The sequence below is a fragment of the Pseudomonas sp. XP1 genome, from assembly GCF_053557675.1.
Map to the genome: position 1 here is coordinate 43,180 of NZ_JBNRIJ010000012.1, position 26,303 is coordinate 69,482.

At 64.7% G+C, this 26,303-nt stretch carries 20 protein-coding genes; 15 read left to right on the forward strand and 5 right to left on the reverse strand.

Features of this window, described 5'->3' with window-relative positions:
• Window positions 1-116 precede the first annotated feature (116 nt).
• The 5 genes from ACK1U9_RS13140 (at window position 117) to accC (ending at window position 6,733) form a co-directional block, all read left to right on the forward strand.
• Complete coding sequence (locus ACK1U9_RS13140) at window positions 117-2,078, forward strand: methyl-accepting chemotaxis protein (protein ID WP_108481552.1); 1,962 nt, start codon at window positions 117-119, stop codon at window positions 2,076-2,078.
• 313 nt (window positions 2,079-2,391) lie between these two features.
• Entirely contained in the window at window positions 2,392-4,164 is a 1,773-nt protein-coding gene (locus ACK1U9_RS13145) for a protein-disulfide reductase DsbD (RefSeq protein WP_449109940.1), read from the forward strand.
• Between the two features lie 179 nt (window positions 4,165-4,343).
• Window positions 4,344-4,799 carry a type II 3-dehydroquinate dehydratase gene (gene aroQ / locus ACK1U9_RS13150; RefSeq protein ID WP_003255330.1) on the forward strand — a complete coding sequence of 152 codons (456 nt, stop codon included), beginning with the start codon at window positions 4,344-4,346 and terminating at the stop codon, window positions 4,797-4,799.
• A 99-nt stretch (window positions 4,800-4,898) separates the two neighbouring features.
• A complete protein-coding gene (gene accB / locus ACK1U9_RS13155) occupies window positions 4,899-5,360 on the forward strand; it encodes an acetyl-CoA carboxylase biotin carboxyl carrier protein (RefSeq protein WP_015268813.1) in 462 nt (153 codons plus the stop codon).
• A gap of 17 nt (window positions 5,361-5,377) precedes the next feature.
• Complete coding sequence (gene accC / locus ACK1U9_RS13160) at window positions 5,378-6,733, forward strand: acetyl-CoA carboxylase biotin carboxylase subunit (RefSeq protein ID WP_046615992.1); 1,356 nt, start codon at window positions 5,378-5,380, stop codon at window positions 6,731-6,733.
• A gap of 193 nt (window positions 6,734-6,926) precedes the next feature.
• Here accC and ACK1U9_RS13165 read toward each other — a convergent pair whose 3' ends face one another.
• Complete coding sequence (locus tag ACK1U9_RS13165; protein ID WP_108481554.1) at window positions 6,927-8,780, reverse strand: sigma-54-dependent Fis family transcriptional regulator; 1,854 nt, start codon at window positions 8,778-8,780, stop codon at window positions 6,927-6,929.
• 283 nt (window positions 8,781-9,063) lie between these two features.
• On the opposite strand from ACK1U9_RS13165, the gene ACK1U9_RS13170 reads away from it, so the two are divergent.
• The 7 genes from ACK1U9_RS13170 to ACK1U9_RS13200 all read left to right on the forward strand — a co-directional run bounded on the left by ACK1U9_RS13170 (window position 9,064) and on the right by ACK1U9_RS13200 (window position 17,029).
• A complete protein-coding gene (locus ACK1U9_RS13170; RefSeq protein WP_108481555.1) occupies window positions 9,064-10,119 on the forward strand; it encodes an ATP-NAD kinase family protein in 1,056 nt (351 codons plus the stop codon).
• Window positions 10,120-10,141: 22 nt separating this feature from the next.
• Complete coding sequence (locus tag ACK1U9_RS13175) at window positions 10,142-11,119, forward strand: thiamine pyrophosphate-dependent dehydrogenase E1 component subunit alpha (protein ID WP_046616001.1); 978 nt, start codon at window positions 10,142-10,144, stop codon at window positions 11,117-11,119.
• Between the two features lie 33 nt (window positions 11,120-11,152).
• Complete coding sequence (locus ACK1U9_RS13180; protein WP_013970705.1) at window positions 11,153-12,175, forward strand: alpha-ketoacid dehydrogenase subunit beta; 1,023 nt, start codon at window positions 11,153-11,155, stop codon at window positions 12,173-12,175.
• Window positions 12,172-13,278 carry an acetoin dehydrogenase dihydrolipoyllysine-residue acetyltransferase subunit gene (locus ACK1U9_RS13185; RefSeq protein ID WP_449109941.1) on the forward strand — a complete coding sequence of 369 codons (1,107 nt, stop codon included), beginning with the start codon at window positions 12,172-12,174 and terminating at the stop codon, window positions 13,276-13,278. Before ACK1U9_RS13180 ends, ACK1U9_RS13185 begins: the two co-directional genes overlap by 4 nt.
• A 52-nt stretch (window positions 13,279-13,330) precedes the next feature.
• Entirely contained in the window at window positions 13,331-14,395 is a 1,065-nt protein-coding gene (locus tag ACK1U9_RS13190) for a 2,3-butanediol dehydrogenase (RefSeq protein WP_449109949.1), read from the forward strand.
• Between the two features lie 229 nt (window positions 14,396-14,624).
• Window positions 14,625-16,358 carry a C13 family peptidase gene (locus tag ACK1U9_RS13195; RefSeq protein ID WP_449109942.1) on the forward strand — a complete coding sequence of 578 codons (1,734 nt, stop codon included), beginning with the start codon at window positions 14,625-14,627 and terminating at the stop codon, window positions 16,356-16,358.
• A gap of 26 nt (window positions 16,359-16,384) precedes the next feature.
• Complete coding sequence (locus ACK1U9_RS13200; RefSeq protein WP_196174101.1) at window positions 16,385-17,029, forward strand: oxidoreductase; 645 nt, start codon at window positions 16,385-16,387, stop codon at window positions 17,027-17,029.
• Between the two features lie 88 nt (window positions 17,030-17,117).
• On the opposite strand, the gene ACK1U9_RS13205 is transcribed toward ACK1U9_RS13200, so the two are convergent.
• The 4 genes from ACK1U9_RS13205 to ACK1U9_RS13220 form a co-directional block, all read right to left on the reverse strand.
• Entirely contained in the window at window positions 17,118-17,405 is a 288-nt protein-coding gene (locus ACK1U9_RS13205; protein ID WP_025337554.1) for a YceK/YidQ family lipoprotein, read from the reverse strand.
• Window positions 17,402-18,031 carry a flavin prenyltransferase UbiX gene (ubiX, locus tag ACK1U9_RS13210; RefSeq protein WP_013970698.1) on the reverse strand — a complete coding sequence of 210 codons (630 nt, stop codon included), beginning with the start codon at window positions 18,029-18,031 and terminating at the stop codon, window positions 17,402-17,404. The genes ACK1U9_RS13205 and ubiX overlap by 4 nt, the downstream gene beginning before the upstream one ends.
• Window positions 18,028-19,377, reverse strand: a complete 1,350-nt coding sequence (mpl, locus tag ACK1U9_RS13215; protein WP_046615985.1) for a UDP-N-acetylmuramate:L-alanyl-gamma-D-glutamyl-meso-diaminopimelate ligase — start codon at window positions 19,375-19,377, stop codon at window positions 18,028-18,030. Before mpl ends, ubiX begins: the two co-directional genes overlap by 4 nt.
• Before the next feature lie 66 nt (window positions 19,378-19,443).
• Window positions 19,444-21,432, reverse strand: a complete 1,989-nt coding sequence (locus tag ACK1U9_RS13220) for a sigma-54-dependent Fis family transcriptional regulator (protein ID WP_449109943.1) — start codon at window positions 21,430-21,432, stop codon at window positions 19,444-19,446.
• Between the two features lie 255 nt (window positions 21,433-21,687).
• On the opposite strand from ACK1U9_RS13220, the gene exaC reads away from it, so the two are divergent.
• From exaC to ACK1U9_RS13235, 3 genes are all read left to right on the forward strand, one after another.
• Window positions 21,688-23,208: an acetaldehyde dehydrogenase ExaC gene (gene exaC, locus ACK1U9_RS13225; protein WP_046615983.1), complete on the forward strand. Its 1,521-nt coding sequence runs from the start codon at window positions 21,688-21,690 to the stop codon at window positions 23,206-23,208.
• 197 nt (window positions 23,209-23,405) lie between these two features.
• Window positions 23,406-24,854: an ethanolamine permease gene (gene eat / locus ACK1U9_RS13230; protein WP_025337550.1), complete on the forward strand. Its 1,449-nt coding sequence runs from the start codon at window positions 23,406-23,408 to the stop codon at window positions 24,852-24,854.
• A gap of 46 nt (window positions 24,855-24,900) precedes the next feature.
• A complete protein-coding gene (locus tag ACK1U9_RS13235; protein ID WP_046615982.1) occupies window positions 24,901-26,295 on the forward strand; it encodes an ethanolamine ammonia-lyase subunit EutB in 1,395 nt (464 codons plus the stop codon).
• Window positions 26,296-26,303 lie beyond the last annotated feature (8 nt).

The window sequence follows — 26,303 nt, forward strand, 5'->3', positions numbered from 1 at the left end:
TAGAGGCACTGTGCCACTTTTTTATGGTGCCAACCCCCTGCCGTCATCACGCCGTCACAAGATCGCAATAACTTCAGCCACCGACCTCCCCTCCTCCCCGCAGGAAGCTCGCGGCTATGCGCCTGAAGTGGCTGACCAATTTCAACACCTTGTTGCTGGTAACCGTGTGTATCGCCCTGGGCGCCACCCTTTGGTGGTCGCAGCGGGCCCTTGAGCGCCCCTACCAGTTGATGGAGCGCTACCTGGGCCTGTCCCAGCAGTTCCAGAACCAGGCGGCGCGCAATATCCAGGCGTACCTGAGCAGCGGTGATGCCCTGCGCCACGCCGCAGCGATGGAGGCCAACCAGCACCTGCAGGCCGCGCTGGCCGAATGGCCCAGCGAACTGGCCGACAAACTGCGCCCCAGCCTGGACAGCCTGCAAGCCTTTACCGCCGAGGAGCTGCTGGCCGCCGGCAAACTGGCCGGCGACCCGCAAGCCCTGCTGCTGCAAGCCGAGCGGGAATTGGGCGCCAACTTCGAACAACTGGCCGGCTACGCCCGCGACAGCGGCAGCGCCGACGCCAACCGCTATCTGATGCCACTGCTCGGCGCCACCGTGCACCTCGGTCGCCTGTCGCTGGCCCGGGACAAGCTGGTCAGCAGCGGCCGCCCGGAGCTGGCCGACGAAGTGGAGCGCGAGCTGCAACTGATCCGTGCCCAGGCCCAGGCGATCGACGCCTTGCCCTTGCTGGGCGTAACCCGTAGCGCCGAATCCGGTGCCGACGACTTCGCCGCGATGATGGGCCTGGAAACCCAGGCCAGCGCCCAGCAGGAAGACATTGCCGTCGGCCTCAAGCGAGAACTGCAGAGCCTGCTCGGCCGTTACCCGGCCGAACTGCAGCGCACCCGCGAACAGATCGAGCGCCGCGTCGCCCTGGCTGCCAGCACCGGCCAGCGCCTGGAGGCCGTGCAGCAGGCCATTGCGGCGCTGGAACCCGAGGTACGCGGCCAGCATGCGAAAATTGCCGCCGAAGTGCGCATCATCCAGGGCCTGATGATCGGCCTGATCCTGCTTATCGCCTTGCTCATCGACACTTTGCAACGCCGCTTGGCGCGCACCTTGACCGGCCTGGCCCCGGCCCTGTCGCGCTGGGCCGAGGGTGACTTCGCCGAGGCCATCGCCCTGGGCAGGACCAACCGTGAACTGCGCGACATCCAGGAATCGCTCAACCGCCTGCGCCAGTATCTGGTGGAACTGGTCGGCACCATCCGGCACAACGCCGAGCAGGTGGCAGGTAGCAGCCACGCCCTGGCCGGCATGAGCGCCGCCCTGCATGACGGCGCCGAACGCCAGGCCGGCGACACCGGGCAGATCCGCGATGCCCTGGGTGAACTGGAAGCGACCATCCAGCAAGTGGCCGGCGACGCCAGCGCCGCAGCCGACGCCAGTCGCGATGCCGGACGTGCAGTGGAGCAGGGTCAGGCGGTGATCGGCCAGAGCCTGACGGGCCTGCGTGAGTTGGTCGACGAGGTGCAGGGCAACGCTCGCATGATCGAACAACTGGCGGAGGAGTCGGCCACCATCGGCGGCGTGCTGACGGTGATCCGCTCTATTGCCGAGCAGACCAACCTGCTGGCGCTCAATGCCGCGATCGAAGCGGCCCGCGCCGGTGAGATGGGCCGTGGTTTTGCCGTGGTGGCCGATGAGGTGCGTTCGCTGGCACAACGCACTACCGGGGCGACTGGCGAGATTCAGGTACTGATCGACCGCTTGCAGCAGGCAGCCAGAAGTTCGGTGACCGGGATGCGTGCGCAGCTTGAGCATGCCGAGGCCACGGCCAACCAGGCCCAGGCGGCGGATGGGGCGCTGGACGAGATTGTCTGTGCCATTCGCACCATTTCGGATACAGCGGTGCGGATTGCCGATGTCACGGCGCAACAGAGTGGTGCCGTGAGTGAGATTCGCGACCACAGCGAGCGGATTCACGAGCTGGGTGAGGACAACCTGCAGCGCATTGGCGAGGGGCGCGAGCAAGGCGAGCAGTTGCTGAGCCTGGGCGGTGAACTGAACCGGGCGGTGCGGGCCTTCAGAGTCTGAAAAGGCATACGCTGTACCTTTGTGGGAGCGGCCTTGTGTCGCGAAAGGGGTGCGAAGCGCCCCCAGTATCTGTGCATCACAGCTGATATTGCCGGGGCCGCGTTGCGGCCCTTTCGCGACACAAGGCCGCTCCCATAGGTACAGCATATGCCTCGAGGTTGGAGCAGGCCCTGTGGGAGCGGGTTTACCCGCGAAGAGGCCGGCACAGGCAGCACATCAGCCAGCGGCCATGTGTCGCCCCCGCCACCAGCATGGCCCCAACCTGCACCAACTCCGCTATCATGCCCAGCACGTTTCACCTCGCGAGTCCGCCATGCGCCGCCTGTTTTTCCTGCTGTTCCTGCTGCTGGCCAGCCCTGCCTTCGCCACAGGCCTGCTCGACAACCGCCCCAGCGCCACCCTCGGCGCAGCTTCGCTGACCAATAATGCCGACTTTCTGCCGGTACACGAGGCCTTCAAGCTCAGCCTGGTCCAGGCCGATGCGCAAACCATCAAGCTGCGCTTCGTCGCTACCGACGGCTACTACCTCTACCGCCACCGCTTCCAGTTCCGCACCGAACCGGCCGACATTGCCCTGGGCACACCAAGCATCCCCAAGGGCGAGGCCAAGCACGATGAGTTCTTCGGTGATGTCGAGGTGTACCACGGCGTGCTCGATATCGAGCTGCCGCGCAACGACCCGCGTGCCTTCACCCTGTTGGTGGGCTACCAGGGCTGCGCCGACAAAGGCCTGTGCTACCCGCCGGAAACCGCACGCCTGAGCATCGATGGCGAAGGCGGCGCAAGCACCCCGGCCAGCGCTGAACACGCCTGGACCTGGAAGTCGCTGGCGCTGTTCTTCCTCGCCGGAGTAGGCCTGACGTTCACCCCCTGCGTGCTGCCGATGCTGCCGATCCTTTCCGGCGTGGTGCTGCGTGGCCAGGCCGGCGGCCTGCGCGGGCTGGCGCTGTCGCTGGCCTACGTGCTGCCGATGGCAGCCAGCTTCGCTGTACTCGGTGCCCTGATGGGGCTGTTCGGCGCCGGCCTGAACCTGCAGGCGCGCCTGCAGTCGGCCTGGGTGCTGGTGCCCTTCGCGCTGTTCTTCGTGGTGTTCGCCCTGGCCATGTTCGGCCTGTTCGAACTGAAACTGCCGCAAGCCCTGAGCAACCGCCTGAACAATGTCGCCAACCACACCCGGGGCGGCTCGCTGCTGGGCGCGGCAATACTGGGCGTACTCTCCAGCCTGCTGGTTTCGCCCTGTGTGTCGGCGCCGCTGGCCGGTGCGTTGCTGTACATCAGCGCCAGCGGCGATGCCCTGGGCGGTGCACTCAAGCTGTTCGCCCTTGGCCTGGGCATGGGCGCACCATTGCTGCTGGTGGCCACCGGTGGCGCGGCCTGGCTACCGAAAAGCGGCCCTTGGCTGAACACGGTGAAGAACGCCATCGGCGTTCTGCTGCTGGGCTTGGCCATCGGTTTGCTCAGCCGTGTGCTGCCAGGCTCGCTGACCTTGCTGCTGGTCGGTTTCCTTGCCGCTGGCGTGGCGCTGTTCCTCGGTGCTCTCGAATTTGTCGTCAAGACCGCACGCCAGCGCCTGGCCCAACTGCTCGGTCTGGCCTTGCTGGTGTATGCCCTGGCCTGCTGGTATGGCGCCCTCAGCGGCCAAGGCGACCCGCTACGCCCGCTACCGCCGGCAACCCTTGTCGCCACCGGCAACGGGCCGGCGGTGCAGGCGCAGAGCTGGCAGACCATCACTACACCCGCCGCACTGGACGCAGCACTGGAGCAGGCCAAGGAGGCCGGCCAGCCGGTACTGCTGGACTGGTACGCCGACTGGTGCATCAGCTGCAAGGTGATCGAGCGCGAGGTGCTCACCGCCCCGCAGGTGCAAGCACAACTGGCTGGCTTCAAGCTGCTGCGTTTCGACATCACCGAAAGCAATGCCGAACAACGCAGCCTGCTGGACCGCTACCAGCTGTTCGGCCCTCCCGCCTTGTTGTTCTTTGCCGCGAACGGTAGCGAAATAACCGCTGATCGGGTCATTGGCGAGATAAATGCCGGCGAATTTGCACAAATTCTGACACGCGTGCGCGGCAAAGTCGGTCTATAACTTCCCGCGAGCTGTGAAAAATCCTGAAATCAGTGACCGAATTTAATTATCCGGTCACATACTTCGCGCGAACCTCGGACATCGTGCTGGCTATTGCCGGGAACTGGACACTTGCCGTCGCTTTACGGCACACTCGCCGCGCTGTGTCGAATTGCCCTACAAATCCAAGGAATCCGCAGATGGCAACGCTACTGGTGCTCCACGGCCCCAACCTCAACCTGCTCGGTACCCGCGAGCCTGGCCATTACGGCGCCGTGACCCTGGCCCAGATCAACCAGGACCTGGAGCAACGTGCCCGCGCCGCAGGCCACCATCTGCAGTACCTGCAGAGCAACGCCGAATACGAACTGATCGACCGCATTCACGCCGCACGCAACGAGGGTGTGGACTTCATCCTGATCAATCCGGCTGCTTTCACCCACACAAGCGTCGCATTACGTGACGCATTGCTTGCGGTGAGCATCCCATTCATCGAAGTGCACCTGTCCAACGTGCACAAACGCGAACCGTTCCGCCACCACTCCTACTTTTCCGATGTTGCCGTAGGGGTGATTTGCGGTCTGGGCGCCAGCGGTTATCGCTTGGCCCTGGAGTCCGCGCTGGAACAACTGGCTGCCAACGCACAGCCCAAATGATGAAAACCCTGGCCTCGGTGGGCCAGGGTTCGAGAGAAACGTTTCAGATACGTTTTTTGTATTTCGCCCCCTGACCGAACCTTTGGGAGTTGATGATTAATGGATATCCGTAAAGTCAAGAAACTGATCGAGCTGCTGGAAGAGTCTGGCATCGACGAACTGGAGATCAAGGAAGGCGAAGAGTCGGTCCGTATTAGCCGTCACAGCAAGACCCCAGCTGCCCAGCAGTACTTCGCACCGGCTCCGGTAGCCGCTGCCCCTGTTGCTGCCCCAGTCGCCGCTGCCGCTCCGGCCGCCGAAGCCGCTGCCGCTGCCCCGGCCCTGAAAGGCACCGTGATCCGCTCGCCGATGGTAGGTACCTTCTACCGCAAGCCTTCGCCGACCTCGCCGAACTTCGCTGAAGTTGGCCAGACCGTGAAGAAAGGCGACACCCTGTGCATCGTCGAAGCCATGAAGATGATGAACCACATCGAAGCCGATGTTGGCGGTGTCATCGACGCCATCCTGGTAGAAGACGGCCAGCCGGTTGAGTTCGACCAGCCGCTGTTCACCGTCGTTTGAATCGCGGAGAGCCAACGATGTCTGGGAAGCTCGAAAAAGTCCTGATCGCCAACCGCGGGGAAATTGCCCTGCGGATCCTGCGTGCCTGCAAAGAGCTGGGCATCAAGACCGTCGCAGTGCACTCCACTGCCGACCGTGAACTGATGCACCTGGGCCTGGCAGACGAGTCGGTCTGCATCGGCCCTGCATCGTCCAAGGATTCCTACCTGCATATCCCGGCGATCATCGCTGCCGCCGAAGTGACCGGCGCCACCGCGATCCACCCGGGCTACGGCTTCCTGGCGGAAAACGCCGATTTCGCCGAGCAGGTGGAAAAATCCGGTTTCGCCTTCATCGGCCCGAAAGCCGACACCATTCGCCTGATGGGCGACAAGGTTTCGGCCAAGGACGCGATGATCAAGTCGGGCGTACCGACCGTGCCGGGCTCCGATGGCCCACTGCCGGAAGATGAAGAAGTCGCCCTGGCGATTGCTCGTGACGTCGGCTACCCAGTGATCATCAAGGCCGCCGGTGGCGGTGGTGGTCGCGGCATGCGCGTGGTGCACAAGGAAGAGGACCTGATTGCCTCGGCCAAGCTCACCCGTACCGAAGCCGGTGCAGCCTTCGGCAACCCGATGGTCTACCTGGAGAAGTTCCTGACCAACCCACGCCACGTGGAAGTACAGGTACTGTCCGACGGCCAAGGCAACGCCATCCACCTGGGTGACCGTGACTGCTCGCTGCAGCGCCGACACCAGAAGGTACTGGAAGAAGCGCCAGCCCCGGGCATCGACGAAAAAGCCCGTCAGGAAGTGTTCAAGCGCTGCGTCGATGCGTGCATCGAGATCGGCTACCGTGGTGCGGGTACTTTCGAGTTCCTGTACGAAAACGGCCGCTTCTACTTCATCGAGATGAACACCCGCGTGCAGGTTGAGCACCCGGTGTCGGAGATGGTTACCGGTATCGACATCGTCAAGGAGATGCTGAGCATCGCCGCTGGCAACAAGCTGTCGTTCCGCCAGGAAGACGTGGTCATTCGTGGCCATGCGCTAGAATGCCGTATCAACGCCGAAGACCCGAAGAAGTTCATCCCGAGCCCAGGCAAGGTGAAGCACTTCCACGCCCCGGGCGGCAACGGCGTGCGTGTGGATTCGCACCTGTACAGCGGTTACTCGGTTCCGCCGAACTACGACTCGCTGATTGGCAAGCTGATCACCTACGGCAAGGACCGCGACGAAGCCATGGCGCGCATGCGCAATGCCCTGGACGAGATCGTCGTCGACGGCATCAAGACCAACATCCCGCTGCACCGCGACCTGGTGCGTGATGAAGGTTTCTGCAAAGGCGGCGTCAACATTCACTACCTCGAGCACAAACTGGCTAGCCAGGAGTGATCGTGTAGTGTGATGTACCGAAAACCCCGGACTTGTTCCGGGGTTTTTTATTGCCTGGGGGATCCTGGGGCCGCTTTGCGGCCCATCGCGACACAAGGCCGCTCCCACAGGGTTTTGCAAGGCCTCGAGGTTGACGCTGTACCTGTGGGAGCGGCCTTGTGTCGCGAAAGGGGCGCAACGCGCCCCCTGGGCCCTACCCCTTCATCCGCGGCATCTCGATGTGGTGCTCATGCACCCGCCGGTACAAGGTCGCCCGCGATATCCCCAGAGCCCGCGCCGCATCGGCCGGCTTCCAGCGATGGCGGATCAGCGCATCCAGCAGCAACTGCCGGGCAGGACAAGACATGCTGCTTTCAGCCGACGCGACTATCTCGCCGCGCACTTCCTGCGGCAGGTCCTGCACCTGCACCCGCCCGCCCTCGCTCACCGCACAGGCATAGCGCAGCACCTGCCGCAGCTGGCGCAAGTTCCCAGGCCAGCGGTAAACCAGCAGCGCCTGCAGCGCATCATCCGCCAACACCGCCTCGACCCCGCAGGCCTCGGCCTCCTCGGCCAGCAACTGGTGAATCAACCCCAAGCGGTCCTCACGCTCGCGCAGTGGCGGCAACTCGAAGCGGGCATTGGCCAGGCGGAAGTACAGGTCCTCACGAAAACGCCCATCCTCCACCATCGCTGCCAAATCACGGTGGGTCGCGCAAATCACCTGGATATCCACCCGCTCCCGCCGCGCCGCGCCCAGCGGCGCCACTTCACCTTCGGCCAGTACGCGCAGCAACCGGGTTTGCAGGTTCAGCGGCATGTCACCGATTTCGTCGAGGAACAGCGTGCCGCCATCGGCCTGCTGCAACAGCCCCTGCATGCCTTTGCTGGAAGCCCCGGTGAAGGCCCCGGCCACATAACCGAACAGCTCGCTCTCGATCAGGCTCTCCGGAATGGCCGCGCAGTTCAGGGTGACGAACGGGCCATCGCGACGCTGGCTTTGCTGATGCAGCTGGCGGGCGAACACCTCTTTGCCAGCCCCCGTCTCGCCTTGCACAAGCACCGCCAGGTTGCAGTCCTTGACCCGCGTGGCCAGGCGCAGATGCTGCTCGATGCGGGCGTCCTGGGCCTGGCGCAACGGCTGCGCACGCTGGCGCTGGCGGGGTGCGCTGACCCGGCCGTACAGCCCACCCAGGCCCGGCAGCCGTTGAGCGGACGATGCATTCACGCGGCGCAGCTGGTCCATGTCGAAAAGCTCGCCAATGTGCTCGGGCAAACGCCCCAGTTGCTCCACCAGCCGCTGGCGCGCCAGGCTGTTGATCGCCTGCAGGCGGCCATCGCCATCCCAGGCCAGCAGGTAGTCGGGCTGGCTTTCCACATAGCCCGGCGTGCCATGGGCACGCATCACCCAATGGCCCTGGGCACTGTGCATGAAGAAGGCGTTCTCGATCTCGCGGGCGGTCTGCTCGACCAATTGGCGGATCAGGTGCTGGCTGCGGCGGTCATCCGGCGACTGCAAGGCCGAGACATCCACCACGCCCAGCAACTCGCCCAACGGGTCGAACACCGGAGCCGCCGTACAGGTCAGGCCAATGAACGCAGCGCGGAAGTGGTCGCGCTTGTGCACCGTGACCGGGGCCTTGCTGGTCAACACTGCCGCCACGCCGCAGGTGCCCTCCTCGCCCTCCGACCAGCAGGTGCCCAGATACAGCCCGGCCTTGCGGCAGTCGTTGCGGATGGCCGACTCGACCCGGTAATCGATGGTGCGCCCCAAGGCATCGGTGAGCAGCACGCAGTAGTCGGCACCGCGCACCCGCTCATGCAGGCGGGCCACTGCATCGCTGGCGATACGCAGGAACAGTTCGGCGCGCTCGCGGCATTCGTTGAGCAGGCTTTGGGACAGGATGCGCGGCCCCTGCTGGGACCCGGGGTCGAGGCGGTACAGCTCCATGGAGCGGCGCCATGAATCGAGGATCAGCGTTGGCACCGGCGCCTGCGGCAGGCGGTCGGCATTCTTCAGCACCCTGCTGACGCAGTCGACATGGGCTCGGGAGTTCGCGGCAAGCATTCAGGCCCTCCGGTTCTCGTTGCTGTTTTTATCGTTGTCCGGCCATTAAGCGCTTCCGGGCAGGCCCCGACAAGCACTGCGTGATTACCGGCCGGCTTGAGACGCAGCGTCTCAGCGTCTCGGCAACGTAGGCCCCAGGCTGGCACCGGGCGTCTCGCCAGCCCAACCATCAGCCTCCGCCGAAGCACAAGAAAACCTCTCTATTGCGGGCACTTCAGCCAATTCAGAAGAAGCTGGCACCGCGCTTGCTCCTGCCATGGCAAACAAGAATACGAGGTGCGCCATGCCGCTACCCGCCCCGACCGTCGGGATCATTGCCAACCCTGCCTCTGGCCGCGACCTGCGCCGCCTGACTGCCAACGCCGGGCTCTATTCGAGCACCGACAAGGCCTCGGCGATCCAGCGCTTGCTCGCTGCCTTTGGTGCCACCGGCATCGGCCAGGTGCTGCTGCCCAGTGACATGACCGGCATTGCCGCCGCGGTGCTCAAGGCCAGCCAGGGCCCAGTAGCCCGTGACCAGCACTGGCCGGCCATCGAAATAATCGACCTGCCGCTGACCCAGACCGTTGCCGATACCCGCCTGGCCACCCGCCGCATGGTCGAGCGAGGCGTGGCGATGATCGCCGTGCTCGGCGGCGACGGCACCCACAAGGCAGTGGCCGCCGAGGCCGGTGACGTACCGCTGCTGACCTTGTCCACCGGCACCAACAATGCCTTCCCCGAACTGCGCGAGGCCACCAGCGCCGGCCTGGCCGGTGGCCTGCTTGCCAGCGGCCGCGTACCGGCCAGCATCGGCCTGCGCCGCAACAAGCGCCTGCTGGTGAAGGTGCCCGAACAACAGCTTGCCGAATGGGCCCTGGTGGAGGTGGCGGTGTCGCCCCAGCGTTTCATCGGCGCTCGGGCACTGAGCCGCAGCGAGGACCTTTGTGAAGTCTTCGCCTGTTTCGCCGAACCCCATGCCATTGGCCTGTCGGCCCTGTGCGGCCTGTGGTGCCCGGTCTCGCGCCAGGACCCGCACGGCGCCTGGGTACGCCTGAACCCCGGGGCCGAACAAGCCCTGCTCGCACCCCTGGCACCCGGCCTGCTGCAAGGCTGCGGCATCACCGCCAGTGGCCGGCTGACGCCCGGCGTAGCCCATCGCCTGAGCCTGGCCAGCGGCACCCTGGCGCTGGACGGCGAGCGCGAAATCGAATTCGCCGAACACGACACCCCCACCATCACCCTCGATCACCAAGGCCCGTTGAGCGTGGATGTCGAGGCCGTGCTGGCGCATGCCGCCCGCCATCACCTGCTGGCCGTACCGCGCGGCCACCGGTTGCACCCTGCAAACCCGTGTTGAGACAACCCTGGAGAACAACAAGATGTCCAATCAACTCAGTAACGAACAATTGCTGCATGCCTATGAAGTGATGCGCACCATCCGCGCCTTCGAAGAACGCCTGCACGTGGAGTTCGCCACCGGCGAGATCCCCGGCTTCGTCCACCTGTATGCCGGCGAAGAGGCTTCCGCTGCCGGGGTCATGGCCCACCTGCGCGACAGCGACTGCATCGCCTCGACCCACCGCGGTCATGGCCACTGCATCGCCAAGGGAGTGGACGTGTACGGCATGATGGCCGAGATCTACGGCAAAAGGACCGGCGTGTGCGGTGGCAAGGGCGGCTCGATGCATATCGCCGACCTGGAAAAAGGCATGCTCGGCGCCAATGGCATCGTCGGTGCCGGTGCACCGCTGGTGGCCGGGGCCGGGCTGGCGGCCAAGATCAAGGGCAGCGACGATGTGTCGGTGGCCTTCTTCGGCGATGGCGCTTCCAACGAAGGCGCCGTGTTCGAAGCCATGAACATGGCCTCGATCATGAACCTGCCATGCATCTTCGTGGCCGAGAACAACGGCTACGCCGAAGCTACCGCCTCGACCTGGTCGGTTGCCTGCGACCATATCGCCGACCGCGCGGCCGGGTTCGGCATGCCCGGTGTCACCATCGACGGTTTCGACTTCTTTGCCGTATACGAGGCCGCCGGCGCTGCCATCGAACGAGCACGTTCCGGGCAAGGCCCATCGCTGATCGAGGTCAAGCTCAGCCGCTACTACGGCCATTTCGAAGGCGATGCACAAACCTACCGCGCCCCGGACGAAGTGAAGAACCTGCGCGAATCCCGCGACTGCCTGATGCAGTTCCGCAACAAGACCACCCGCGCCGGCCTGCTCACGGCTGCGCAACTGGATGCCATCGACGCCCGCGTCGAAGACCTGATCGAAGACGCCGTGCGCCGCGCCAAGTCCGATCCCAAGCCACAGCCCGCCGACCTGCTCACCGACGTCTACGTCGCCTACCCCTGAGCCGCGGATTACAAGAACAACAGGAGAATCACCATGGCAAGAAAGATCAGCTACCAGCAGGCCATCAACGAAGCCCTGGCCCAGGAAATGCGCCGCGACAACACGGTGTTCATCATTGGCGAAGACGTTGCTGGCGGCGCCGGTGCCCCCGGCGAGGATGACGCCTGGGGTGGCGTGCTGGGCGTAACCAAGGGCCTTTACCACCAGTTCCCGGGGCGCGTGCTCGACGCTCCGCTATCGGAAATCGGCTACGTCGGCGCCGCCGTTGGTGCTGCCACCCAGGGCCTGCGCCCGGTGTGCGAGCTGATGTTCGTCGACTTCGCCGGCTGCTGCCTGGACCAGATCCTCAACCAGGCCGCCAAGTTCCGCTACATGTTCGGCGGCAAGGCGGTCACCCCGTTGGTGATGCGCACCATGTACGGCGCTGGCCTGCGTGCGGCGGCCCAGCACTCGCAGATGCTCACCTCGCTGTGGACACACATTCCTGGCCTGAAGGTGGTCTGCCCGTCCTCGCCGTACGATGCCAAGGGCCTGTTGATACAGGCGATTCGCGACAACGACCCGGTGATCTTCTGCGAGCACAAGCTGCTGTACAGCATGCAAGGCGAGGTGCCGGAAGAGGTTTACACCGTGCCGTTCGGCGAAGCCAACTTCCTGCGTGATGGTGACGACGTGACTCTGGTCACCTATGGCCGCATGGTGCATGTGGCGCTGGAAGCAGCCAACAACCTGGCCCGCCAGGGTATCGACTGCGAGGTGCTGGACCTGCGCACCACCAGCCCGCTGGACGAGGACAGCATCCTGGAAAGCGTGGAAAAGACCGGCCGCCTGGTGGTTATCGACGAAGCCAACCCGCGTTGCTCCATGGCCACCGACATCAGCGCGCTGGTGGCACAGAAGGCCTTCGGCGCGCTCAAGGGCCCGATAGAAATGGTCACCGCCCCGCATACTCCTGTGCCGTTCTCCGATGCCTTGGAAGACCTGTACATCCCTGACGCGGCGAAGATCGAGGCTGCGGTACGCAAAGTGATCGAAGCCGCAAGGAGTGCCGCATGAGCCAGATCCATACCCTGACCATGCCCAAGTGGGGCCTGTCGATGACCGAGGGCCGGGTGGATACCTGGCTGAAACAGGAAGGTGACGAAATCAACAAGGGTGACGAGGTGCTGGATGTCGAGACCGACAAGATCAGCAGCAGTGTCGAAGCCCCGTTCAGCGGTGTGTTGCGCCGCCAGGTGGCCAGGCCTGATGAAACCCTGCCGGTCGGTGCCCTGCTGGCAGTAGTGGTGGAAGGCGAAGCCGAAGAGGCTGAAATCGATGCCGTGGTGCAGCGCTTCCAGGCCGAGTTCGTCGCCGAGGGTGGCGCCGACCAGGCTCAGGGGCCGGCCCCTCAGAAGGCGCAAGTGGGGGGCCGTCTGCTGCGCTGGTTCGAGCTGGGCGAAGGTGGCACGCCACTGGTTTTGGTGCACGGCTTTGGTGGCGATCTCAACAACTGGCTGTTCAACCACCCGGCGCTGGCTGCCGAGCGACGTGTGATCGCCCTCGACCTGCCTGGCCATGGCGAGTCGACCAAGGCCCTGCAACGGGGCGACCTGGACGAGTTGAGCGAAACAGTGCTGGCCCTGCTCGACCACCTGGACATCGCCAAGGCCCACCTGGCCGGCCACTCCATGGGCGGCGCGGTCAGCCTGAACGTGGCGCGCCTGGCGCCGCAGCGGGTTGCCAGCCTGAGCCTGGTGGCCAGTGCCGGGCTGGGCGAGGCAATCAACGGGCAGTACCTGCAAGGCTTCGTCGCTGCCGCCAATCGCAATGCCCTCAAGCCGCAGATGGTGCAGCTGTTTGCCGACCCGGCACTCGTCACCCGGCAGATGCTGGAGGACATGCTCAAGTTCAAGCGCCTGGAAGGTGTGGACGAGGCGCTGCGCCTGTTGGCATCGGCCATCGCCGACGGCGACCGACAGCGCCATGACCTGCGCGGGGTGCTGGGGCAGCACCCGGCACTGGTGGTGTGGGGTGGCAAGGACGCGATCATTCCGGCCAGCCATGCCGAAGGGCTGGAGGCTGAAGTGCTGGTGCTGCCTGAGGCCGGCCACATGGTGCAGATGGAGGCGGCCGAACAGGTCAACCAGCAACTGCTCGCGTTCCTGCGCAAGCACTAAGCCCTTTCCGTGAGCCTGGAGAAAAGCAATGAACGACCTGAGCCACACCCACATGCGTGCTGCCGTCTGGCATGGCCGCAATGATATTCGCGTCGAACAGGTGCCCCTGCCGGCCGACCCTGCGCCAGGATGGGTGCAGATCAAGGTGGACTGGTGCGGTATCTGCGGCTCCGACCTGCACGAATACGTCGCCGGTCCGGTATTCATCCCCGTGGAAGCACCACACCCGCTGACCGGCATACAGGGTCAGTGCATCCTCGGCCACGAATTCTGCGGCCAGATCGCCAAGCTGGGTGAAGGGGTGGAAGGTTTTGCCGTCGGTGACCCGGTGGCTGCGGACGCCTGCCAGCATTGCGGCACCTGCTACTACTGCACCCACGGCCTGTACAACATCTGCGAGCGCCTGGCCTTCACCGGCCTGATGAACAACGGCGCCTTTGCCGAACTGGTCAACGTGCCCGCCAACCTGCTGTACCGGCTGCCGCAGGGTTTCCCGGCAGAGGCCGGGGCACTGATCGAGCCGCTGGCGGTGGGCATGCATGCGGTAAAGAAGGCCGATAGCCTGCTTGGCCAGACAGTGGTGGTGGTCGGCGCCGGCACAATCGGCTTGTGCACCATCATGTGTGCCAAGGCGGCTGGCGCGGCGCAGGTGATCGCACTGGAGATGTCCTCGGCACGCAAGGCCAAGGCCAAGGAAGTTGGCGCCAGCGTGGTGCTGGACCCCAGCCAGTGCGACGCCCTGGCGGAAATCCGCAAGCTGACTGCTGGGCTGGGGGCGGACGTGAGCTTTGAATGCATCGGCAACAAGCACACGGCCAAGCTGGCCATCGACACCATCCGCAAGGCGGGCAAGTGCGTACTTGTGGGCATTTTCGAAGAACCCAGCGAGTTCAACTTCTTCGAACTGGTGTCCACCGAAAAGCAGGTGCTGGGGGCGTTGGCCTACAACGGCGAGTTTGCCGATGTCATTGCCTTCATCGCTGACGGCAGGCTGGATATTCGCCCGCTGGTGACCGGGCGGATCGGGCTGGAGCAGATTGTCGAGCTGGGCTTCGAGGAGCTGGTCAACAACAAGGAGGAGAACGTGAAAATCATCGTTTCGCCGGGCGTGCGCTGATTGCACCTCAAAGGCGACACGGAACCTGTGGGAGCGGGCGTGCCCGCGAAGCAGGCGACTCGGTGCCTGGCACCGGCTTCGCCGGTGTTCGCGGGCACGCCCGCTCCCACAGGTTCCGTGCCAGCTTTTGGATGCAGTGCAGGCTCGCGAGCTGCGCCAGCACCTGCGTTCGCTGTTTCAGGATCCCATTCTGCGTCATACTCGGCAGACCTATTGCCCGGTTCTCGCCATGCGTTCACTGCTCCCCATCACCCTGGTCCTGCTGCTTGCCGCCTGCGGCGATGGCGAATCGCTGCTCCCGCCGGACGCGCGCCTGCCTGACGGTGGGCGGTACCGGGGGCAGGTGGTCGATGGCCTGCTGCAAGGCGAGGGCCGGATCGACTATCCCAACGGCAGCTGGTACGCCGGTACCTTCAAGGACGGTCAATGGCACGGCCAGGGCGAATGGCACGGCCGCAACGGCGAGGTGTATCGCGGCCAGTTCGCCGCAGGGCTGTTCCAGGGGCTGGGTGAGCTGACCACCCCGGGCAGCCACTATGCCGGCACCTTCAGCCACGGCCGCCGCGACGGCGAAGGCACCCTCAAGCAAGCCGACCAGACTTACCGCGGCCAATTCAAGGACGACCTGTACGAAGGCGCCGGCGAGCTGGAACTGGCCGACGGCAGCCGTTACCAGGGCCTGTTCGCCAAGGGCAAGCCCAACGGTGCCGGGGTGCGCAGCGATGCCAGCGGCAACCAGTTCAGCGGCCACTTCATCAACGGCCAACTGGAAGGCAGCGGCACCTATGACAGCGTCGACGGCGAGCAGTACATCGGCGAGTTCAAGGACAACCGCCTGGAAGGCCGTGGCCGCTACGAAAATGCCGATGGTGATGTGTGGATCGGCGAATTCAAGGACGGCTCGCTGGTCGGCGAAGGCGAACTGCTGGGCAGCGATGGCAGCCACTACAAGGGTACCTTCGCCGACTGGCGCCTGTCGGGCCAGGGCAGCCTGCAACTGGCCGACGGCAGCAAGTACATCGGCGGCTTCCTCAACGATGCCTACCACGGCCAGGGCCGGCTGATCCTGGCCAACGGCAAGGTCGAAAGCGGTACCTGGAGCAACGGCGTGCGCGTACGCGACCAGAACGGCAAACTGTTGCCCGACCCGCTGGACCTGGCTTTGCTCAACCAGGGCCGTTTGCTGGACGAAGCGCTGGCCCGGGTACCGCGTTCGGCGCCATCAGTCCAGCTGTACAGCCTGGTGGTGGGCGGCGATGGCCAGCAGAGCGTGTTCATGCGCGAAGCCGACTACGTCAGCAACATGCTCAAGGTGCGCTTTGGTGCCCGTGGCCAGGTGACCTTGGTCAACCACCGCGACCACATGACCACCCGCCCCATGGCCACGCGTGAAAACCTGACCCGCGCCGCCCGCACCCTGGCCGAGCGCAGCGGCCCCGAAGACCTGGTGTTCATCTACCTCACCAGCCATGGCAGCCACGACCACCAGCTGGTGTTCGACCAGCCGCGCCTGCAGCTGGCCGACCTGTCCGCCGACGAACTGGCCAGCGCCCTGGCACCGCTGAAGAACCGCGACAAGGTCATTGTCATATCCGCGTGCTATTCAGGGGGCTACATAGCCCCACTCAAGGATGAGCGCACGCTGATCATGACCGCCGCCCGGGCCGATCGCGTGTCCTTCGGTTGCTCGGAAGAAGCCGATTTCACCTACTTCGGCGATGCCCTGTTCGCCGAAGCGCTGAACCAGACCGACGACCTGAAACAGGCGTTTGAACTGGCGCGCGCCAGCGTTGCCGAAAGAGAACAAAGGGAAGGTTTCGAGGCCTCCGAACCGCAGCTGTGGGCGCCGCCGAACGTGCTTGAGCACTGGCAGCGCCTGCGCCGGCAACAGGCTGAAGAAGCATTGCGTAACGCCGCACAGGCCAACGTGGGGGAACAGGCGGAAACGCCACGCAACCACTAAGCTTGGTGTAACAAGGGAGAGACATCATGTATTTGACGCCTCAGCATGTCCTGCTTGCCGGTGCCACGGGGCTGACAGGTGAACACCTGCTCGACCGCCTCCTCAACGAGCCCACCATCACTCGCGTACTGGCGCCTACCCGCCGGCCATTGGCCGAGCACCCGCACCTGGAAAACCCCGTGGGCGACCCGGCGGTATTCCTCCCACAGCTGGGTGGGCGGGTCGATATCGCCTATTGCTGCCTGGGCACTACACTGAAGCAGGCCGGTTCCGAATCGGCCTTCCGCGCGGTGGACCTGGACATGGTGGTGGCATTCAGCAAGCGTGCCCGGGAGTTGGGCGCGCGGCATCTGCTGGTGGTCAGTGCATTGGGCGCCGACCCGAAATCGTCGATTTTCTACAACCGGGTCAAGGGCGAAATGGAGGAGGCACTCAAGGCCCAGGATTGGCCGCAGCTGACCATCGTGCGGCCGTCATTGCTGCTGGGCGAACGGGTCGAGCCGCGGCTCGGCGAACAGTTGGCTTCGCCATTTGCCAAGCTGATACCCGGGAAGTATCGGGGGATCGAGGCTTGTACCTTGGCCCGGGCGCTGTGGCGGCTGGCGCTGGAGGAGGAAGACGGGGTGCGGATTGTGGAATCGGATGAGTTGCGCAGGCTGGGCAAGAATTAGGCTTCACTTGTGATGGCTCTTCGCGGGCACGCCCGCTCCCACAGGTACAGCGATCCCTGTAGGAGCGGGCGTGCCCGCGAAAGGGCCCTTACAGGCCACCAGTGGCCTGGAAGCCTACACCGGCTGCCGTGAGCAGCGACAACGGCAGCAACAGGGTATCGAGCAACATGCTCCCCGGCAGGTCCAGCCCCGGATACGCCGGCGCATCAGCCCCGTAATGATCCCGTGGGCAGCACCCACCATTGATCACATACAAGTCCAACCGGGTACCGGCATACACCACCGGTGCCCCGGGCTTGTTGGCATCCAGCGTGCGCACCGTGGCGCAGCCACCGAGCAGCACCAGCGCCAGCAAACCCGCCAGTGCTCGCTTCAATCATCCACCCCGAAGTGGTGCTCACCCCAGCGCGGCAACATGTCCTGGGGAATGTTCAGCAGGTTTAGAATGCGCGCGACCACGAAGTCGACCAGGTCGTCGATAGTCTGCGGCTGGTGATAAAAACCCGGCGCCGCCGGCAGGATCACCGCGCCCATCTGCGACAGCTTAAGCATGTTCTCCAGGTGGATGGTGGAGAATGGCGCCTCGCGCGGCACCAGGATCAACTGGCGACGCTCCTTGAGGGTAACGTCGGCAGCACGTTCGATCAGGTTGTTGCACGCACCGGTGGCAATCGCCGACAACGTTCCGGTGGAACAGGGCACCACCACCATCGCCGCCGGAGCGCCGGAGCCGGAGGCCACCGGCGACATCCAGTCTTCCTTGCCATACACGCGAATTTGCCCGTCGGCAGCGCCGGTATATTCGGTGAGGAAGGCCTGCATCGCCTGTGGTTTGGCCGGCAGCACCACGTCCGTCTCGGTGGCCATCACCAGTTGCGCAGCCTTGGAGATCAGGAAGTGCACCTCGCGGTCCTCACGCACCAGGCAGTCGAGCAGGCGCAGGCCATACTGGGCGCCAGAGGCACCCGTCATGGCCAGCGTGATGCGTTCCGGCCCGCTCACTTCAGTGCCTCGGCCAGCTTGCCGTGCAGGCCGCCGAAGCCGCCGTTGCTCATGATCACTACATGTGTACCCGGGCGGGCCTGCCCCTTGACCCGCTCGATGATCGCTTCCAGGCTGTCGGCCACCACGCTAGGCACTTTGCATTGCGCAGCGGTGGCAGCCAGGTCCCAGCCAAGGTTGGCCGGGGCGTACCAGATCACCTGGTCGGCGTCGTTGACGCTTTCCGGCAGGCCATCTCGATGGGCACCGAGCTTCATCGAGTTGGAGCGTGGCTCGATCACGGCGATCACCGGGGCCTCGCCAACGCGCTTGCGCAGGCCGTCAAGGGTGGTGGCGATGGCGGTCGGGTGGTGGGCGAAGTCATCGTAGATGGTCACTCCCTGCACTTCGGCAACCTTCTCCATGCGCCGCTTGACGCTCTTGAAGGCGCTCAGGCCTTCGATGCCCATGGCTGGCACCACGCCTACATGGCGCGCCGCTGCCAAGGTGGCCAAGGCGTTGGCGACGTTGTGCTGGCCGGTCAGCGCCCAGTCCACCACGCCCTGCGCTTCACCATCGAACAGCACTTCGAAGCGCGAACCGTCGGGGCTGAGCAGACGGGCTTGCCACTGGCCACCTTCGCCGGTGGTCTGCACCGGGGTCCAGCAACCCATGCCGATCACTCGTTCCAGCGCCTGCTCGGTGGTGGGGTGGATGACCAGGCCTTCGCTGGGAATGGTGCGCACCAGATGGTGGAACTGCCGCTCGATCGAGGCCAGGTCGGGGAAGATGTCCGCATGGTCGAACTCGAGGTTGTTGAGGATTGCCGTGCGCGGGTGGTAGTGGACGAACTTCGAGCGCTTGTCGAAGAAGGCGCTGTCGTATTCGTCGGCTTCGACCACGAAGAACGGCGTAGCGCCCAGGCGCGCCGACACCGAGAAGTTCTGCGGCACACCGCCGATCAAAAAGCCCGGGCTCATGCCGGCGTGCTCCAGCACCCAGGCCAGCATGCTGCTGGTCGTGGTCTTGCCGTGGGTACCGGCAACGGCCAGCACCCAGCGGCCCTGCAACACGTGGTCGGCCAGCCACTGCGGGCCGGAGACATAGGGCAGGCCCTTGTTCAGCACGTACTCCACCGCCGGGTTGCCACGCGACATGGCGTTGCCGATGACCACCAGGTCTGGCGCCGGGTCCAGCTGGGCCGGGTCATAGCCTTGGGTCAGTTCGATGCCCTGGGCTTCGAGCTGGGTGCTCATCGGGGGATAGACGTTGGCATCCGAGCCGGTGACGCGGTGGCCAAGTTCCTTGGCCAGCACCGCCAGCGAGCCCATGAAAGTGCCGCAAATACCGAGAATGTGAATATGCATGGTCGACCTCGCAAAACATCGAGGCAGGGTAGCCCAGGGCGCGACAAATCGCACCAGATGTTTCGCTCAGCCGGCCCGGGTGATGCCGTGTTTGCGCAGTTTTCGATACAAGGTATTGCGGCTGATGCCCAAGTGCTCGGCGACACGGGTGAGGTGCCAGTGTTTTGCCTCTAACGTCTCCAACAATGCTTGCCGCTCCGCATCCTGTAGGAGCGGCCTTGTGTCGCGATCGGGCTGCGACGCAGCCCCTGCAGATTGGTCGGCGCTGCTGAGACCCTGGGGCCGCTCTGCGACCCTTTCGCGACACAAGGCCGCTCCTACAGGGACGGTGCTGTTGCGGAGAATGGCGGGGAGATCCGGGAACACGATGCGGGAGTCTTCGCAAAGCGCCACCAAGGTACGCAGCACATTGCGCATCTGCCGCACGTTGCCCGGCCAGGCAAAGTCGAGCAGTGCCTGTCGCGCCCTGGGCTCGATATCGATCGGTTCTCCACGTGCCTCCTGACGCAGCAGAAAGTCCAGCAACTGCGCCTTGTCACTGCGCTCGCGCACCGCAGGCAATGCCACTTCCAGGCCATTGAGCCGGTAATACAGGTCCTCGCGGAAACTGCCCTGCTCCACCCGCTCCAGCAGGTCACGGTGGGTAGCGCTGACGATGCGCACGTCGACCGCCTGCGGTTCGCCACCGATCGGCACCACCTGGCGCTCCTCCAGCACACGCAGCAGGCGGGTTTGCAGGGCCAGCGGCATGTCGCCAATCTCGTCCAGCAGCAAGGTGCCGCCGTCGGCCTGCAGCAGCTTGCCGCGCATGCCTTCCTTGCGCGCACCGGTAAAGCTGCCGCCGCGGTAGCCGAACAGTTCGCTCTCGATCAGGCTCTCCGGAATAGAGGCACAGTTGACGGCAACGAACGGCTTGCCGCGCCGCTCGCTGGCCTGGTGCACGGCCTGGGCGAAGGCCTCCTTGCCGCAGCCGGTCTCGCCGCGCAGCAACAGCGGCACATCGCGCTCGAACACCCGCACACTGCGGCGGAAGTCGTTCTGCAAGGCCGGGTCGAGCAGGCAGATAAGCGGCTCCGCTTCCCGCGTGGGTCGCGGCTGGGCGGCTGGCACCGACCACACCGGTGCACGCGCCTGGCCACGCAGGCTGGCGAACACCTGGCGCCCGTCCAGGGTATGCAGCGGCCAGGCCGTGCTGCCGCCGGGCGTGGCGCGGCTGAACAGTTCGTCGTGGCTGCAAGCGAAAAAGCGTTCCAGCGGCTTGCCCAGCACACCACCACGCACCGTGCCCAGCAGGTTCAACGCGCTCTGGTTGGCGGCGCAGATCCGCCCGTCACCGTCGAACGCCAGCAGGCCTTCGCTGAACAGGCCGACCGACTCGGCCTGCAGGTGAAAACGCAGCAGCCATTGCTGTTCGAAATGACGCAGGAAGTAGCAGCTTTCGATCATCTTCGCCGACAGGTTGACCAGGGCCATGGTGTGGAACTGGCTCTGCCGGGAAACGTCGGGCCGCGCCGAAGATACATCCAGCACTGCCAGCAACTCGCCATGCGGGTCGAACACCGGGCTGGCCGAGCATGTCAGCCCCGTGTGGCGACCGCGGAAGTGCTCGTTCTGGTGAATGGTCAGCGCCTGGCGCTCGACCAGGCAGGTGCCGATGCCGTTGGTGCCCTCGCGCGCCTCGCTCCAGTCAGCGCCCAGCCACAAGCCGGCGCGCTCGAAGCTGCGCCGCTCGGTCGGCGCGCTGACGCAATTGAGGATCACCCCACGGGCATCGGTCAGCAGCACCGCATGGCCGGCCCCGGAAAGCTGCTGGTGCAGGCTGTTCATTTCATGGTCGGCAATCTGCAGCACCTGGCGCAGGCGCTCGCGGCTTTCCAGCAGGCGCCCGTGCTCGAGCACCACCGGGGCCTCGATCACCGACGGGTCGAGGTGGTAGTCCTCCAGGCAGCGCAGCCAGGAGCGGGCGATGGACGGGTCACTGCCGCCCTCCCCGGCCCCACCATGGGCGACGGTATGGACTTGCTGGGCATGGCGACTGAAATGATTGCTCTGCATTGTTGTAGTTCTCCGCAGATAGAGAGTCCCGCCAGCATCCTCCACCCGGGAAGGCTTTGCAATGCACCCTCCGGTTACGTGTCGCAAATGGCACAAAGTGTCACCCCCGCGCGTACCGGCGCTGGTACAGCCACCGTAAATCAGGCCCAAAGAACCGAGCCAAGTCATTGATTTGCCTGGTGCTCAAAACGCTGGCCCAACCTTTGCTCTACGCTTTCCAACTCCCTAACAAACACAATAGCCAGGAGACACACCATGCGTTACGCACATCCCGGTACCGAAGGCGCGAAGGTTTCCTTCAAGAGCCGCTACGGCAACTACATCGGTGGTGAGTTCGTTCCTCCGGTAAAGGGGCAGTACTTCGAAAATACCTCCCCGGTGAATGGCAAGCTGATCGCTGAATTCCCCCGGTCCACTGCCGAAGACATCGAGAAAGCCCTGGATGCCGCCCACGCTGCGGCCGACGCCTGGGGTCGCACCTCAGTTCAGGACCGCTCCAATGTCCTGCTCAAGATCGCCGACCGTATCGAGCAGAACCTCGAACTGCTGGCCATTACCGAAACCTGGGATAACGGCAAGCCGATCCGCGAAACCCTCAATGCCGACATTCCGCTGGCGGTCGACCACTTCCGCTATTTCGCTGGCTGCATCCGCGCCCAGGAAGGCGGCGCCGCGGAAATCAACGAAGGCACAGTGGCCTATCACATCCACGAGCCGCTGGGCGTGGTCGGGCAGATCATCCCGTGGAACTTCCCGATCCTGATGGCGGCCTGGAAGCTCGCCCCAGCCCTGGCCGCCGGCAACTGCGTGGTGCTCAAGCCGGCCGAGCAGACCCCGCTGGGCATCACCGTGCTGCTGGAAGTGATCGGTGACCTGCTGCCAAAAGGCGTGCTCAACGTGGTGCAAGGCTATGGCCGCGAAGCCGGTGAAGCATTGGCCACCAGCAAGCGCATCGCCAAGATCGCCTTCACCGGCTCGACTCCGGTGGGCTCGCACATCATGAAGTGCGCGGCCGAGAACATCATCCCGTCCACCGTCGAACTGGGCGGCAAATCGCCGAACGTGTATTTCGAAGACATCATGCAAGCCGAGCCAAGCTTCATCGAGAAGGCGGCCGAAGGCATGGTGCTGGCGTTCTTCAACCAGGGCGAGGTATGCACCTGCCCGTCACGGGCACTGGTACAGGAATCGATCTACCCGCAGTTCATGGAAGTGGTGATGAAGAAGGTGCTGCAGATCAAGCGCGGCGACCCGCTGGACACCGACACCATGGTCGGCGCCCAGGCCTCGCAACAGCAGTTCGAGAAGATCCTGTCGTACCTCGACATCGCCCAGAAGGAAGGCGCCGAGTTGCTGACCGGCGGCAAGGTCGAGAAACTGGAAGGCTCGCTGGCCACCGGTTACTACATCCAGCCGACCCTGCTCAAGGGCAACAACAAGATGCGCGTGTTCCAGGAGGAGATCTTCGGCCCGGTGGTCAGCGTCACCACCTTCAAGGACGAAGCCGAAGCGCTGGCAATCGCCAACGACACCGAGTTCGGCCTGGGTGCCGGCGTGTGGACCCGCGATATCAACCGTGCCTACCGCATGGGCCGTGGGATCAAGGCCGGGCGCGTGTGGACCAACTGCTACCACCTTTACCCGGCGCATGCCGCGTTCGGTGGCTACAAGAAGTCGGGGGTCGGGCGTGAGACCCACAAGATGATGCTCGACCACTATCAGCAGACCAAGAACCTGCTGGTGAGCTACGACATCAATCCGTTGGGCTTCTTCTAAACCGGCGCATCTGGGGCTGCTGTGCAGCCCATCGCGACACAAGGCCGCTCCTACAGGAACCGCGTCCCCTTGTAGGAGCGGCCTTGTGTCGCGATGGGCCGCAAAGCGGCCCCAAAGCCACTGGCTCGCTTCCTGCAGTACCCATCACCATCGGCCCGGAACCCGTCCGGCCACCAAGAAAAACAACAGGTGAATCTATGCCAAGCGATCATTCCGCCGGCTCGCCGGCAGGCTCTTCCGTAGACTTCGAAAAAGTCGGCTCGGACTATTTCCAGCAACGTGAACTGAAAAAAGGTGCCGCCGGCTGGGTCCTGCTGGTCGGTCTGGGCGTGGCCTACGTCATCTCCGGCGACTATGCCGGCTGGAACTTCGGCCTGGCCCAGGGCGGCTGGGGCGGCATGTTCCTCGCCACCCTGCTGATGGCCACCATGTACCTGTGCATGTGCTTCTCGTTGGCCGAGTTGTCGTCGATGATCCCCACCGCAGGCGGCGGCTACGGCTTTGCCCGCAGCGCCTTCGGCCCCTGGGGCGGTTTCCTCACCGGGACGGCGATCCTCATCGAGTACGCCATCGCCCCCGCCGCCATCGCGGTATTCATCGGCGCCTACTGCCAGTCACTGTTCGGCATCGGCGGCTGGATGATCTACCTGGCGTTCTACATCGTGTTCATCGGCATCCACATCTTTGGCGTGGGTGAGGCGTTGAAGCTGATGTTCATCATCACCGCCATCGCCGCCATCGCCCTGGCCGTGTTCCTGGTGAGCATGGTGCCCCATTTTGATGCAGCCAACCTGTTCGACATCGCCAAAACGGACGCCGTGGGCGCCAGCAGTTTCCTGCCGTTCGGCTATGTCGGCGTGTGGGCGGCCATACCCTATGCCATCTGGTTCTTCCTCGCCGTGGAGGGCGTGCCGCTGGCTGCCGAAGAAACCAAGAACCCCAAGCGTGACCTGCCACGCGGCCTGATCGGCGCCATGCTGGTGCTGCTGGCCTTCGCCCTGCTGATCCTGGTGGTCGGCCCCGGCGGCGCAGGCTCCGAAGCACTGAAAGCGTCCGGCAACCCACTGGTGGAAGCCTTGTCCAAAGCCTACGGCGGAAGCACCTGGATGGGCGGCTTCGTCAACCTGGTCGGCCTGGCCGGGCTGATCGCCAGCTTCTTCTCGATCATCTACGCCTACTCCCGGCAGATCTTCGCCCTGTCCCGCGCCGGCTACCTGCCGCGCAAGCTGTCGGAAACCAACAAGAGCAAAGCCCCGGTATTGGCCTTGGTCATTCCCGGGATCATCGGCTTTGCCCTGTCGCTGACCGGCCAGGGTGACCTGCTGATCCTGGTGGCGGTGTTCGGCGCTACCCTGTCGTACGTGCTGATGATGGCCGCGCACATCACCCTGCGCATCCGCCGGCCAAAGATGGAGCGCCCATACCGCACCCCCGGTGGCATCTTCACCTCGGGCCTGGCACTGGTACTGGCCTGCATCGCCGTGGTCGCCGGTTTCCTGGTCGACCCACGGGTGGTGATTGGCGCCGCAGTGATCTATGCGGTATTAATTGCCTACTTTGCTTTCTACAGCCGCCACCACCTGGTAGCGGGTACACCGGAAGAGGAATTCGCCGCGATCCAGAAGGCCGAAGAGGCCTTGCACTGATCGCCGCCACCCGCCGCGGGGCAACCCGCGGCTCTGGAGAGTCTGTATGGCAAGTTTCGTACACACGGTCGGCCACCTGGTCTACCGCTTCGACAGCCTCAAGGAAGTGATGGCCAAGGCCAGCCCCGCCCGCTCGGGGGACTACCTGGCGGGCGTGGCAGCCGGCAACGACGGCGAACGGGTCGCCGCGCAGATGGCCCTGGCCAATATCCCGCTGACGCATTTCCTCAACGAAGCGCTGATCCCTTACGAAGATGATGAAGTCACGCGCCTGATCATCGACACCCATGATGCACAGGCCTTCGCCCCGGTCAGCCACCTGACCGTGGGTGGCCTGCGTGACTGGCTGCTGAGCGAAGAGGCAACCGAGGACAGCCTGCGCAGCCTGGCACCCGGGCTGACGCCGGAAATGGCCGCCGCAGTGTCGAAGATCATGCGCGTGCAGGACCTGGTGCTGGTGGCACAGAAGATCCGCGTGGTCACCCGCTTCCGCGGCACCATGGGCCTGCGCGGGCGCCTGTCGACCCGCCTGCAGCCCAACCACCCGACCGACGAGCCGGCCGGCATCGCCGCCAGCATCCTCGACGGCCTGCTGTACGGCAACGGCGACGCCATGATCGGCATCAACCCGGCCACCGACAGCATCGCCTCGATCTGCGCCCTGCTGGAAATGCTCGACGCCATCATCCAGCGCTACGACATCCCCACCCAGGCCTGCGTGCTCACCCACGTCACCACCTCGATCGAGGCGATCAACCGTGGCGTACCACTGGACCTGGTGTTCCAGTCCATCGCCGGCACCGAGGCGGCCAACGCCGGGTTCGGCATCAACCTGAACGTACTGCAGGAAGGCTACGAAGCAGGCCTTTCACTAAAACGCGGCACCCTCGGGCAGAACCTGATGTACTTCGAAACCGGCCAGGGCAGCGCGTTGTCGGCCAATGCCCACCACGGTGTCGACCAGCAGACCTGTGAAACCCGCGCCTATGCCGTGGCCCGCCACTTCAAGCCGTTCCTGGTCAACACCGTGGTCGGTTTCATCGGCCCGGAATACCTGTACAACGGCAAGCAGATCATCCGCGCCGGCCTCGAAGACCACTTCTGCGGCAAGCTGCTGGGCGTGCCGATGGGTTGCGATATCTGCTACACCAACCACGCCGAAGCCGACCAGGACGACATGGACACCCTGCTGACCCTGCTGGGCGTGGCCGGGATCAACTTCATCATGGGCATCCCCGGCTCCGACGACATCATGCTCAACTACCAGACCACCTCGTTTCACGACGCGCTGTACGCGCGCCAGACCCTGGGCCTTAAGCCCGGGCCGGAATTCGAGGCATGGCTGGCCCGCACCGGCATCTTCACCCAGGCCGATGGCCGGGTGCGCTTTGGTGACAACCTGCCGCCGGCCTTCCGCCAGGCCTTGGCACAGCTTGCATAGGGATGACC